Source organism: Rhizobium sp. BE258, from assembly GCF_031457345.1.
In the GTDB taxonomy this organism is placed as follows: Bacteria; Pseudomonadota; Alphaproteobacteria; order Rhizobiales; family Rhizobiaceae; genus Rhizobium.
Genome location: NZ_JAVDWL010000003.1, coordinates 711,340 through 723,817 on the forward strand (window position 1 = coordinate 711,340; position 12,478 = coordinate 723,817).

At 60.5% G+C, this 12,478-nt stretch carries 16 protein-coding genes; 8 read left to right on the forward strand and 8 right to left on the reverse strand.

Translation table 11 applies throughout. From position 1 onward, the window contains the following. Positions 1-34: 34 nt before the first annotated feature. The 3 genes from J2X43_RS14005 to J2X43_RS14015 form a co-directional block, all read right to left on the reverse strand. Entirely contained in the window at positions 35-343 is a 309-nt protein-coding gene (locus J2X43_RS14005; RefSeq protein WP_112387071.1) for a hypothetical protein, read from the reverse strand. Between the two features lie 57 nt (positions 344-400). Continuing rightward, positions 401-1,117 (reverse strand): YoaK family protein, encoded by a 717-nt coding sequence (locus J2X43_RS14010; protein ID WP_310294761.1) that lies wholly within the window; start codon positions 1,115-1,117, stop codon positions 401-403. A 93-nt stretch (positions 1,118-1,210) separates the two neighbouring features. Then, positions 1,211-1,417: a hypothetical protein gene (locus tag J2X43_RS14015; protein WP_310294763.1), complete on the reverse strand. Its 207-nt coding sequence runs from the start codon at positions 1,415-1,417 to the stop codon at positions 1,211-1,213. Between the two features lie 254 nt (positions 1,418-1,671). Here J2X43_RS14015 and J2X43_RS14020 point away from each other — a divergent pair, with 254 nt between their 5' ends. Continuing rightward, positions 1,672-1,821 carry an entericidin gene (locus J2X43_RS14020; RefSeq protein ID WP_310294765.1) on the forward strand — a complete coding sequence of 50 codons (150 nt, stop codon included), beginning with the start codon at positions 1,672-1,674 and terminating at the stop codon, positions 1,819-1,821. A 45-nt stretch (positions 1,822-1,866) separates the two neighbouring features. Here the strand turns inward: J2X43_RS14020 and J2X43_RS14025 are convergent, their stop codons facing one another. Then, positions 1,867-2,271: a hypothetical protein gene (locus tag J2X43_RS14025; protein ID WP_112387075.1), complete on the reverse strand. Its 405-nt coding sequence runs from the start codon at positions 2,269-2,271 to the stop codon at positions 1,867-1,869. 311 nt (positions 2,272-2,582) lie between these two features. Between J2X43_RS14025 and J2X43_RS14030 the strand changes: the two genes are divergently transcribed. Then, positions 2,583-2,771 (forward strand): hypothetical protein, encoded by a 189-nt coding sequence (locus J2X43_RS14030; RefSeq protein ID WP_112537685.1) that lies wholly within the window; start codon positions 2,583-2,585, stop codon positions 2,769-2,771. Positions 2,772-2,786: 15 nt separating this feature from the next. On the opposite strand, the gene J2X43_RS14035 is transcribed toward J2X43_RS14030, so the two are convergent. The 4 genes from J2X43_RS14035 to J2X43_RS14050 form a co-directional block, all read right to left on the reverse strand. After that, a complete protein-coding gene (locus tag J2X43_RS14035) occupies positions 2,787-3,023 on the reverse strand; it encodes a hypothetical protein (RefSeq protein ID WP_112515970.1) in 237 nt (78 codons plus the stop codon). 58 nt (positions 3,024-3,081) lie between these two features. Continuing rightward, a complete protein-coding gene (locus J2X43_RS14040; RefSeq protein WP_310294769.1) occupies positions 3,082-3,312 on the reverse strand; it encodes a hypothetical protein in 231 nt (76 codons plus the stop codon). Positions 3,313-3,382: 70 nt separating this feature from the next. Next, positions 3,383-4,318, reverse strand: coding sequence for a DMT family transporter (locus J2X43_RS14045; protein WP_310294772.1), 936 nt, complete (start codon positions 4,316-4,318; stop codon positions 3,383-3,385). Positions 4,319-4,416: 98 nt separating this feature from the next. After that, positions 4,417-4,677: a hypothetical protein gene (locus tag J2X43_RS14050; protein ID WP_112387080.1), complete on the reverse strand. Its 261-nt coding sequence runs from the start codon at positions 4,675-4,677 to the stop codon at positions 4,417-4,419. A 227-nt stretch (positions 4,678-4,904) separates the two neighbouring features. Between J2X43_RS14050 and J2X43_RS14055 the strand changes: the two genes are divergently transcribed. From J2X43_RS14055 to J2X43_RS14080, 6 genes are all read left to right on the forward strand, one after another. Continuing rightward, on the forward strand, positions 4,905-6,341 hold the full coding sequence (locus J2X43_RS14055) for an MFS transporter (protein WP_405049591.1): 1,437 nt from the start codon (positions 4,905-4,907) through the stop codon (positions 6,339-6,341). A gap of 273 nt (positions 6,342-6,614) precedes the next feature. Next, complete coding sequence (locus J2X43_RS14060) at positions 6,615-7,670, forward strand: sensor histidine kinase (RefSeq protein ID WP_112515973.1); 1,056 nt, start codon at positions 6,615-6,617, stop codon at positions 7,668-7,670. 13 nt (positions 7,671-7,683) lie between these two features. Beyond that, positions 7,684-8,235, forward strand: a complete 552-nt coding sequence (locus J2X43_RS14065) for a DUF924 family protein (protein WP_310294775.1) — start codon at positions 7,684-7,686, stop codon at positions 8,233-8,235. Between the two features lie 88 nt (positions 8,236-8,323). Beyond that, positions 8,324-10,918, forward strand: coding sequence for a mechanosensitive ion channel family protein (locus J2X43_RS14070; protein WP_310294777.1), 2,595 nt, complete (start codon positions 8,324-8,326; stop codon positions 10,916-10,918). A gap of 123 nt (positions 10,919-11,041) precedes the next feature. Further along, the gene (locus J2X43_RS14075) at positions 11,042-11,305 is read left to right on the forward strand and encodes a hypothetical protein (RefSeq protein ID WP_112537680.1); all 264 of its coding nucleotides are present in this window, start codon (positions 11,042-11,044) and stop codon (positions 11,303-11,305) included. Positions 11,306-11,520: 215 nt separating this feature from the next. Beyond that, on the forward strand, positions 11,521-12,351 hold the full coding sequence (locus tag J2X43_RS14080; protein WP_112387086.1) for a response regulator: 831 nt from the start codon (positions 11,521-11,523) through the stop codon (positions 12,349-12,351). The last annotated feature ends 127 nt before the right edge of the window (positions 12,352-12,478 follow it).

Here is a 12,478-nt window from a genome sequence, read left to right on the forward strand (position 1 = left end):
CTTTTTAGTTTCTTCGGCCATGCGTCTGCGGCTGTCAGTGCGGGAATTTGTTGTAGAAAGATTCCGGATCGTAGACGCAGGCATAGTCGAGCACGCATTGCTTGCCCGTGGCGTCTCTGAGGCTCGTGGTTGCCCACTTGTCGCCCAGACGGCACTGCGACGGCGGGTGACGGAAACTGCGGCCACCGATGCCGATCCGGACGAAGACCGCCGGGTTCTGGCGGATGATCTTTGCCAGTTCCTCGCAGGAATGGTCGCGCGCCTTGACCTCGATCGCGTCGAGCGCAAGGGCTGCCGATGGCAACAGGGCGGCTGCGGCAAGCGCGGCAATCAGGATCTTCATTCTAGCCTCCAGTTCGGGCCACTGATCGCTCTCTTGCGGCCTCATCCAATCAGATGGTCATGTTTTCGTCCCCGGCAAGGCCGCTGCCGTGCGGCTGCGCAGATAGCCGGCACACAGAGCCAGCAGGATGATTGCGAAGACACAGAAGACCATCCCGCCTGCCAGCTTGTAGCCAAGCACGCCAGCGACGCCGCCCAGCAGGAAGGAAAGGATCGTGGTACCGTGCAGGCTCAGGCGGCGGACGGTCTGCGCCCGGTCGGATGCGGTGCTGTTGCCGATCAGAAGCGCAAGACCGACACCGATATCAGTTGCGATGCCGGAGACATGGGTAGTTCGCACCCGGCTGCCTGATATGCGAGTCGAGGCGGCGTTCTGGATGCCCATGGTGAAGGCAAGCAGGCCGGCAATGGTGATTCCGCCGAAGGCCGATGAAGCGGTGTAGACGCCGACGCCCATCAGGAGGGCGGATTCGGCCAGCAGAGTCAGCGCATAGATATTCGAAAGCCGCCGTTGCCTGCCAATCTCGATGAACAACGAGGCGCAGAAGGCGCCGAGGATGAACATCACGACGATGGTCGCAAAGGCGATGGCGGCGTTGAGTTCACGGATGGACAGATGATCGGAGATCATCGAGACGTTGCCGGTCATGTTCGCCGAGAAATAGCCGAAGGCCAGATATCCGGCACTGTTGACGCCGCCAGCGACGAAGGCGAGGGCGGTTGCAAGAAGCAGATCGATCTTCGATGTCCGGCTTTCGCCTTCATGGACCAGCATGTGCAGACGGCTCGCTGAAACGGCTTTGCTATTGCCGCAGTCAGCCGTGAGTCTCGCTGTAGCGCAAGCTGCTAGAAATAGCCGGTGGCGGCCTCAGGCGGAGAGGCGGTGGAGGGCTGCGGTTTCGCCGTCCTGGCGGTACTCCCAGCCATCAGCGGTGATCCGGCGCCATGTCGGCTGGCCGTCGCGCGTGAAGGCGCCGTCGACGGTGCTGCGCGGTGGGTAGGGTGGCGTGCATTCGTGCCAGATATAGCTGTTCGGCGGTGGCGGATTCAGGAACTTGGCCAATCTCTTGAACATGTCGGATCCCGAAGGTGGAGAGGCCCGCCGCTTTTGGGGTGAGGCGGGCCTACGAACAGGAGGCATAACGCAAAACAGACGCCTCGTTATTCTTGTAACATCCGCCGCTGAGGATTTCGCGTGACATGGCCGTGACACAGGCCTTTTCACGGCGGCGTTGAATAAAGCGGCGCGTGCCTGCGGCGGCGGCTATTGATTTCGGCGAGCTTGGTAACATCTTCATCCCATTGCCAGTTTTGACACAGGGGATATCGATGCCGAAATTTTCTCTCGCTTTCGTCTGCCTTTCCGCTCTCTTGCTTGCATCCTGCGGAAATACCGCCTGGGGCCTGAAGCGTGACGGCCAGGACGCGAGCCACGCGATGGACAATGCCACGCATCGCGTGCTGTCTGCAGGCGCATAGCGCCGTCCGCTGGCGAACGGCGCCTGATGCTGGTGCCGGATGCGGTTAGCGCAGCGGCTGCGGCGTCGGTGTGGCGACGCTGTCTTTCGGCGAAAAGATGACGAAAGCAAACAGCAGCACGCCGGCGAAGACGATCAGGGAGGAGACCGCCACCAGCGGCTCCATTGCCATGTTGCCTTCGAGCATCATGTAGAGCGCCGGGACCATGATCGCGACGCCCAGCGTATAGACATAATATTGAATCATCGCGATCCGCCGCTCTGCCTTCTTCGGATTGAGCGCATAGTAGCCGCCGAACAGCGCCATGCTGACCCAACCCAAGAGATTACAGTGCGCATGGGCGCCGATGACGGTGTGATCTTCCGATATCGCCATCTTCAGGCCAATCGATATACCGATGATGAAGAAGATAACGGCAGTCTTGAAGTACAGTTCTGCTAAGCGCGGCATGACATTTTCCCTCTGTTAACCCACAGCAAGAATACCACCTGTTCCGGCATGGGAAAATCCATGCTTTGTTAGTGGTCTCGCCCTATTTTTTCTTCGAGGGAAAAGAAACCCCGCCGAAGCGGGGGTAGCTGGGGAAGTGAGAGTAAAAGCGATCTCCATCGCAAGGAATGAGGTAGGGCACGGCCAGCGACAGGCCAGCCCTGGGGAGCGGAAATTTCTCGCCGGGTTATGGTTAATTTTTTAACTATATGGGCGTTAGGGTGGAACGGAAGCGAGCTGCTTGCCGTTAAGGCAGCGAACTGGAGGAAACGATGATCTTTAAAATTTTTGCCGCAAAATCGGAAGTCCAGAGCGAGGATACCGGTACCTATGCGGATGGCCTTTTCGACAGCCAGCGCATCGATGTCAGCACCCGCCGCGACGGGCGCTACCGCTCTTCTCATGAGCGCGACTACGGTCCGGGCCGCAAGGTTGCAGAAATGCCGCTCGGGCTTGCCTGAGCGCTTTCTCCGGCGTCAGGCAGTCTTTTCCGTTAATGCCCGGAAGGGGAATTTCCGGGCGCATTCGCAGCGGATGATATAGGTCTCCTGGAAGTTGGAGGCCTTTTCCTCGAAGAACCCGCGCGGCATTTCATCGACTAGGAAAGCCGGGTGCTTGCGGGTCGGGTGATCGTCTTCCGAGACTTCCGCGATACCGCTGTTGCCGCATTGCGGGCAAGTGAGCTTCTTCGAAAAACGGTCGCGTGCGGCCATCTGCTATCCTCTTCAACTGAGCCGGTCATACAGACGAAATCCGCGCCGGGAAAGCCGTTCACGGCGCCGGCGCCTCGATATGCTGTGGTTTCGGCGTCGAGCCTGTGGTTGCCGGATCCGGCCAGGGCGAAATCGCCACCGTTCCGGCGACGATGACCGCGACGATGGCGCCGGCGATCCCGAAGGTCCAGATCAGCCAGCTGCGGCGCTCCGCCGCGTAGATGCGCTGTTCTTCCTCTGCCGGGGAAAGCGAGGGTTGCCGGCCCTCGTTTGGTTTTGTGTCAGCCATGAAGCCTCCGTTGTTTTATGGGGAACAGGCCGCTGACGGGATTGTTCCGCTTACGAAGCCTCAAATCGGATCAGTCGGTTGCCGCCGTGGTAACGGCGGGCGCCTGATTGTCGGTCGATACCACGGCCGTTGGCAGCGGAGTGCCGCGCTTGCGTTCGCGGATCAGCGTCAGCAGTCCGGAGCAGATAATCAGCGCGATGCCGCCTGCCATCGGCAGGTCTATGGCGTCGTCGAAGATCAGGTAGCCGAAGGCGATCGCCCAGATCATCTGGCTGTATTGCGGCGGCGCGACGAGGCTGGCCGGCGCCAGGCGGGCGGCGCTCATCAGCAGCACGTTGCCGATCGCCCCGAGTATGCCGTAGCTGGCGATGAAGAACCATTCCTGCGCGGTCGGTACGGCGATGTTGGAGATCATCAGCAGGCCGCTGACCGTCAATGTTCCGAGAAGACCGGCGCCGTAGAGGGACAGCCGCTTTTCGGCCGGTCCCATGGCGCGCAGGATGACGATCGAGATCGCCGCGCTGAGGCCGCCGATCGCGGCCGCCAGATGGCCGACCGACAATTCGCGGAAGCCCGGGCGAAGGACGATCAGCACGCCGATGAAGCCGACGACGACAGCGGTCCAGCGCTGCCAGCGGACATCTTCCTTGAGGAAGATGACCGACAGGATGGTGACGAAGGACGGAAGCAGGAAGAGCAGGCAGAAGGCCTCGGCCATCGGCAGCTTCGTGAAGGTGATGATCGAGGCGATAGCGCCGACGGCACCGCAGACGAAGCGCAGCATCCAGAGCGTGCGGTTCGACGTCTTGACCATGTCGAACCAGCTGTCGTCCTTCGACTTGATGAAGGGCATGACGACGAGACCGAAAGCGCAGCCGAGGAAGGCGATCTGATAGGCGGGGATGGCGCCGTGCAGGATCTTGATGGAAGCGTCGCTGAAGGCAAAAACGGCGTAAGCCGCAAACGCGACGAGAACGCCGCGGAGCGGCGAGGCAGAAGAGGGCATGATATAGAATCGCGTTTGAGAGGGATCGCACCCTCACATACGCAAGAAAAGCAGGCGCGGGCAGGGGTGACCGCGAATAGCTGCCATGCGGTACCCGGTCAGCTTGCCTCGCTGCGCAGCTGCGCTCCGTATTCGCGATAGATGCTCAGGCAATCCGTATAGCTGAGCGTGCCCTTGCCGCCATAGATGATATGGACGCTCGATGCATCGGTGGCCGCCTGCTCGACGACGAAGAGAATGGCATCCCCAAGCGATTTGCCGGTGATCGGATTGTCTGTGCCGTCATCCTGGGTCATTCCTTCAACGACGGCTTCAATCTTACGGTTGCTGAAAACGGTGCGTCTGTCTTCCGGCGTCATGAAAATGTCCTCAATCGAAAAAAGTGGCGAATTGCCCTTACGATTGAAGAACGTGCGGCGAGGCGTTTTGTGCCAAGCGAACCGTCAGATGATGCAAGATTTGGCCTTTCCGGTATCCAATAACCGGCGTATGCACTGTCATCGCCCTGCCGGCTGGCCTTTTCGGCTGCTTCATGCCGGTGCTACGGAATTGCAATCGCATTGGCCACTCGATGACCCCGGCGGACATGACAGACACTAACGAAGCCGCCAGCGCACGTCAGGCGAAGATCGTGGCGCTCGTCGTCGCCGTATCCTTCTTCATGCAGATCCTCGACGGCACCATCGTCGCAACCTCGCTGCCGCAGATGGCGGCGAGTTTTGGCGTGCAGCCTGTCTCGATGAGCATCGGCATCACCGTCTACATGCTGACCATGTCGGCCTTCATTCCGCTGTCCGGCTGGCTCGGCGACCGCTTTGGCGCCCGGCGGGTGTTTCTGATCTCGATCGCCGTGTTCACTGCGGCGTCGCTGTTTTGCGGTCTTTCGAGCACTTTGGGCGAATTCATCGTTGCCCGGGCGATCCAGGGCGCAGGCAGTGCCCTGATGACGCCTGTCGGACGGATCATCGTCCTGAAGAACGCCCGGAAATCGGAGCTCGTCCAGGCGATCGCGTTGATCACCTGGCCGGCGCTGACGGCACCGGTCGTCGGCCCGGTGCTTGGCGGCTTCATCACCACCTATGCCAGCTGGCACTGGAATTTTCTCATCAATATTCCGATCGGCCTGATCGGTCTCGCGCTGGTGCTGCGCTTCGTTCCCGAACAGCGGGAAGAGGAGGCCGGGCGGCTGGATGTCCTCGGCTTCGTGCTGAGTGCTGCAGGGCTGACTTTGCTGCTGGCGGCACTTGAGTTGTCGGTGAAATGGAGCGGCGGGCTGCTGCCCGTCGCGGCGATGTTTGGCGGCGGCGTGCTGTTTTCCTATCTTGCGACGCGACATTTCCTGAAAGTGCCCAATCCGCTGCTCGACCTGTCGGCCTTCAAAGTGCAGACGTTTGCCTTGTCGACACTATCGGCGGGTACTGCCTGTCGGGTCGCCATCAATGCGACGCCGTTCCTGCTGCCGCTGCTGTTTCAATTGGGTTTCGGCATGAGCTCGATTGCGGCTGGCGCCTATCTGCTCGTCTATTTCCTTGGCAATCTTGGCATGAAGACGGTGACGACGCCGTTGCTGGCGATCTTCGGGTTCCGTACCGTCCTTGTCGTCAACGGTCTCATCGCCTCGGGCTCGATCATCGCCTGCGGATTTTTCGGCGAGAATACATCGACGCTGCTGATCTACGCGGTTCTCTTCATTGCCGGGCTTTCGCGGTCGATGGAGTTTACGGCGCTCAACACGCTATCTTTCGCCGATATCCATGCAGCGCAGCGCAGTTCTGCGTCGACCCTGTCGAGCATGCTGCAGCAGGTGTCGATGCTGCTCGGCGTGGCGGTCGCTGCTGCCGCCCTCAACATCTCGGCTGCGAGCCGCGGCGCGTTGCGTCCGGAGCTTGCGGATTTCCGCTGGGCGTTTCTGACCATCGGCATCATCGGTGTGATCGCCTGTCTGCGTTTCATCAAGCTTCCCGATAATGCAGGGGCCGAGGTTTCGCGCCACCGCCGTTATGTGAAAAAACTGGAAAAGTGATGGAACCATTTCCGCGCGCAGGCGTTTTCAGCGCGGGTGAGTGTGTCTTCCTGAGTTTTGCCTTTCACATATTGCGCCTCTGCCGGGCTTTTCCGGGAGGCTGAGGTCTTATTGCCGGATGAGTTCGTTTGAAATCGGACAGTCGATTCAGTTGCCGGGAAGCGGAGGATTTGCCGCTGTTTACGCGCGATGATCGATGCAATACCACAATCGGGAGCAGACGATTCGGCCGACAGGCTGCCACGTTTCTGCGCGGCAGAGTCCGGAGGCGGAATGGGTGAGGTCAAAGGCGATACGGAGAAGACGATCCGTATCCTCTACATCGACGACGATGAAGCGCTGGCCATGCTCATGCGCCGGAATCTGTCGCGGCGCGGCTTCACCGTCGAATGGGCCGAAGATGGCGCTACGGGCCTGAAGCGGGTCGCCGAAGGTGCAATCGATGCCGTCATTCTGGACCATTTCCTGAAGGCAGAAACCGGGCTCGACATCCTGCCGAAGCTGATGGAGCTGCCGGATCATCCGCCGGTCATCTATGCCACGGCTTCCGGCGATACCAGCGTTGCGGTCGCCGCCTTGAAGGCCGGCGCCGACGACTATGTGCTGAAGGGAATCTCACACGACTATTTCGACCTTCTGGCGGCGGCTCTCGAGCAGGGGCTGGAGCGGGCACGGTTCCGCCGCGACACGGCGCATGCGCAGGAGGTTATCCGCCAGCAGCGCGATCACGCGGAAATGCTGCTCGCCGAGGTCAACCACCGCATCGCCAACAGTCTCGGCCTCGTTGGCGCGCTGATCCGCATGCAGTCTTCGGTGACGACGGATCAGGTGGCGATCGACGCGCTGCAGGAAACGCAGATGCGCATCAACGCGATCGCCAGCGTACACCGGCGCCTCTATACCAACCGGCAGGTCGGTACCGTCCAGATCGATGAGTATCTCGGCAGCCTGCTCAGCGAGCTCGAAGCGTCGATGCGTGACGACAAGCGGCCGCATCGCGTGGTGCTGACGGCCCAGGCAGTCAATCTCGCCACCGACAAGGTGATCACGCTCGGCTTGATCGTTAGCGAGCTGGTGACCAACGCCTTCAAATATGCCTATGGTGACGGCGTCGAGGGTGAGGTTCGCGTCATCATCGACCATACGGATGGCCAGCTTTCCGTGATCGTCGAGGACGACGGGGCAGGGTTCGACGATGCGAGCCCGGCCAAGGGAACCGGTCTCGGCACGAAGATCCTGACGGCGATGGCCGCAAGTCTGAAATCCGAGCTCGGTTACGACCGCCAGCACCGCGGTACCCGGGCTACGCTCGTCTTTTCGATCAACTGAGCTGGAGGCCGTATTGGCAGCGATCTGTACGCCCGATGAGGTTTTGCGTTTCTGGCTGGAGGAATGCGGACGCGATCAATGGTTCCGCTCGTCCCCGGAATTGGACTCGGAAATCACGGCGCGGTTTCGCGACACGCATCTGGCTCTGGCCGGAGGTGCGGTGGAAACATGGCGGGCGAGCCCGGAGCAGCGGCTGGCGGCAATCATCGTGCTCGACCAGTTTCCGCGGAATATCTACAGGGCGACGCCGCTCGCTTTTGCCACTGATCCGCTGGCACTGCGCGAAGCGAAGCTTGCCGTCGATGCGGGCGCCGACATGGCGATCGACGCGGCGCATCGCTGTTTCGTCTACATGCCGTTCGAGCATTCCGAGGTGCTGGCCGAGCAGGATCGTTCGGTGACGCTGTTTGCGGCTCTCGGCGATGAGGAATATGCAGATTATGCCCGGCGTCACCGGGAGGTGATTGCTGCTTACGGACGCTTCCCGCATCGGAACGCCATTGTCGGGCGCGATTCCAGCGCGGCAGAACTTGCGTATCTGGCAAAGCCCGGCGCAGGCTTCTAACGGCGGATTTCGACTTCCGCCTTTCTGTCGCCTTTCTTTGCTATAAGAAGCGGCCTCATCGATAAAAGCGAATCCTGCGGGGATTATTTTGCGGCTCAATCATTTCCTGCTTCGACCCTTCGTACTCGTGGCGCTGACGCTGGCGACGCTCGTGCAGTCCGTGGGTGTGCCGCTGGCGCAGGTCACACAGCCCGCTGCTCCCGCCGTTTCCCAACCGCAGCCGGCACCCGCACCCGCGCCCGCCGCAACTCCTGCTCCTGCCCCGGCGGCCGATGCGCCGCTTGCCAATAGCGGTCTCGATCAGGCGCTGAAGGATATCGAGGCGGCGAAGAAGAAGCTTGCGGCCTATCAGGAGAGCGCCAAGGTCAATTCCGACAATGACGACGGGCTGGTGACGCTCTCCGGTCAGGTCGACGAGCTCGGCCGTGCCGTGATCGCTACATCCGTCGGCCTGCGTCCGCGCTTCGATCAGATCAAGAACCGCCTTGCCGAAATCGGCGAGCCGCCGAAGGACGGGCAACCGCCGGAAGCGGAGATCGTTACCAACGAGCGTAACGCGCTGACCGCCGAACGGTCGCAGATCAACGCGGTGACTGGTGATGCCGAGAACCTGTCGATGGCGGTCAACAAGCTGATCAACGAGGTTGCCGAAACCCGCCGCCGTCTGTTTGCCGCAACGCTGCTGCGCCGCACCGATGTGTCTATGTCGGTTCTCGACGATGCCGGCAGCGCCTTCCTCACCGAGATCGGCAAGTTCAACGACGCCATGACCGGCTGGATGGTGTTCGTCTGGAAGTTCAAGCGGTTGCCGCTGTTCACCGCGCTCTTGCTGTCGCTGGCGACCGCGCTGATCCTGTTGTCGGGGGGCTACCGGATCTTTGGCGGCTACCTGAAGCGCGACGATGGCATCGAGCATCCGAGCTATATCAGCCGCCTGTCGATTGCCTTCTGGGCAACGGTGATCCGCACATCGTCGCTGGCGGCACTGCTCGTCACGTCCTATTTCTTCCTCGACAGTTTCAATGTGCTCCGGCCGGATATCGCCCCTGTGATTGCCGCGCTGTTCGGTGCGATCGGGCTCATCTATTTCGTTCGGCGTTTTACCAATGCTGTGTTTGCACCGCGCGAACCGCACTGGCGGCTGGTCAGGCTTTCAAACCGCGGCGCGCAGTCGATCGGCGCCTGCCTGCTGGCCATGGCTGTCGTCAACGCGCTCGATTATCTGTTCGGCAGCGTCAGCGAAGCGATGGGATCGCCGCTGGTTCTGACGGTGGTGCGCAGCCTGATCGCCGCGATGATCATTGGCCTGATCCTGATTGCCGCTTCTTTCGGACGGCCGATGCTCGCCCGGGGCGGCGATCCGGATGCGCCGGGCCGCCATTGGCCGCGCGGCATGGCGATCATCCTCCGGGTGCTTGGCGTTGGCCTGATCGTCACCGCGCTGACGGGCTATGTTGGCCTGGCACGCTTCGTCGCAACCCAGCTGATCATCACGGGCGCGATCGTCGTCACCACTTATATCGGCTTGCTGTCGGGCAAGGCGATCTCGAAGACCGAGACGTTCGGCGATACGTTCATCGGCCGCTTCCTCAGCCAGCGTTTCAAGCTGGGGGCGGTTGCCATCGATCAGGCGGGTCTTGTGGCAGGTCTTGCGATCTATGCCGTGGCGTTGATGACCGGCATACCGCTCGTGCTCCTTCTCTGGGGCTTCCATATCCAGGATCTCCAGCAGATCGCCTACAGGCTGTTCACCGAGGTTCGCCTCGGCGGCATCAGCATTTCGCTTGTGGGGATATTTACAGGGATCCTGCTGTTTGCCGGCGGCTATCTGGTGACGCGCTGGGTGCAGCGCTGGCTTGACGGCAATGTCATGGCGCGCAGCCATGTCGACATCGGCGTTCGCAACTCGGTCAAGACCGGCATCGGCTATCTCGGTGTCGGCGTTGCGGCGATCGTCGGCGTCTCGGCTGCCGGCATCGACCTTTCAAGCCTGGCGCTCGTCGCCTCTGCCCTGTCGGTCGGTATCGGTTTTGGCCTGCAGAACATCGTCTCGAATTTCGTTTCCGGCCTGATCCTGCTGGTCGAGCGGCCGTTCAAGGTCGGCGACCATGTCGTCTCAGGCACGGCCGAGGGTATCGTCACGCGTATCTCGGTGCGCGCCACCGAGATCGAGACCTTCCGCAAGCAGTCGATCATCGTGCCGAATTCGGAGCTGATCAATGCCGCGGTTGGCAACTGGACGCATCGCAACAAGGTCGGCCGCTCGGAAATTCCGGTGTCCGTCAGCTACGAGGCGGATCCGCAGAAGGTGATGGATATCCTCTTGGAGCTGGTGAACGCCGTACCGCAGGTGCTGCGCAATCCGGAACCGCATGTGGAGTTCCTGCGCTTCGGGACCTATTCGCTGGATTTCGAGCTGCGCTTCATGCTCGCGGATATGGGCGACGGCCTGAAGGTGCGCAACGGTTTGCGCATCGCCATCCTCAAGCGGTTCAGGGAAGAGGGCATAGAGATCCCGCTGCCGCAGAGCGACATTACCTATCATCGCGAGAATGCTTTGCCTCCGGCGCCAGCGGCAAAGCCGTCGATGGAGGAAAATCTTCAGGATAAAACGCCGAAGGATGATGGTGGCTCCGTCCGCCAGTTGCGCGGCAAGGCCGCCGATGGCAGTCTCAAGGGGTAAGGGGTCTTATTCAGCGGCCATTCACGCGCCGCTGGCTATAAGATCCTGGCAATCGGGTTTTCGCTGCTGGGGGCAGCAGCGCCGATAAGCCCTTGGGGAGGGCGCCTGCAGGCGCCGTTGTGAATGGCAAGACTTGCCGTTGGACTGCTTCTTTCCCTCTTTGCCGCCGCAAACGCGTGGGCGGCAACCGTCACCAATACCGATCCCGCCGCCGTCGTGGTTGTCATCACCGAGGGCGGGAACAAGGTCGAGATCGTCGTCGATAGCGGCGCTTCCGAGACGCTGTGTGCGTCCGGGTGCTTCATGACCGCACCTGATGGCGACCGGATCGGGCTCGATGGCGGAGAGACGATCGATATCGTCAAGGGCTCGGCTGTCATCAAGTAGCCGGTGACTCACATCCTGGCCGCGCAGAGCTGCGGTTTTTCGCAGCCTGACCGGTATGCTTGCGCACGATCTCTTAATCATAAGAATAAGAAAGCATTTGGCGCGATCTGCAAGAACTTCCGGGCGGGTTTTCCGGGTGCCTCGATTAATCATTATTCAAATGAATTGATATATCTGTCTCATCCAGGGACACATTTTCATTCAAAGGTTTTGCTATGTCGTTTTTAGGTATTTCGGGAATGCAATATTCCGGCGAAATGTTTGCGGGTGCGCGTATTATTCTCGCAGAAGATTCCAATGTCTTCACGTCGATGATCAGCGCCCGGCTCAAGGAGCTTTTCGATATCAATGTCGAGGTCTGCCGTAATTTCGAAGACCTCCAGCTGGCCTATGACAAGTCCTCCGACCCGATCACGCTAGCAATCTCGAACATCAATCTTCCCGGCGCCGAAAAGGGTGAAGCGCTCGAATATCTGGTGGATCTCAGCATCCCGACGATCGTCTTTACCGGCACTTTCCACGAGGGCCTGCGTGACGAACTGATGGCCAAGGATATCGTCGACTACATCCTCAAGGACAATGTTTTCGCCGTCGATCTGCTGGCCGAATCCATTTGCCGCTTCCTCACCAACAAGCGCCATCACGTGCTGATCGTCGATGACAGCGCCACGGCCCGCGCGCTGCTCTCCAGCCGCCTGAAGCGCTATAATTTCCGCGTCAGCGTTGCCGAAAGTGGAGCCAAGGCGCTCGAGATCCTCAAGGCCAACCGCGATATCGGCCTGATGGTCACCGATTACAACATGCCTGACATCGACGGCTTTGAACTGACGCGCCGCATTCGCGCCAGCATCGGCTCCCACGAACTGCGTATCATCGGCGTCTCGTCGTCGTCGAACCGGCTGTTGTCGGCGCGCTTCCTGAAGGCCGGCGGGAACGATTTCATGCTGCGTCCGTTCATCGACGAGGAGTTCTATTGCCGCGTCAATCAGAACCTCGACACATTGCTGCAAATCAAGACGATGAAACGGGAACGGGCGGTTGCCTGAGACGAGTGATCCTGAGCCGCGGAGTACGAAAGGTCCCCGATCGAGGCGGGGACCTGTCGCCGTTGTTAAGAGACTTCGAATTTCTGCAATTTCAGGTTATTTTGAGCCTGTTCTGCCTCTTCACCCA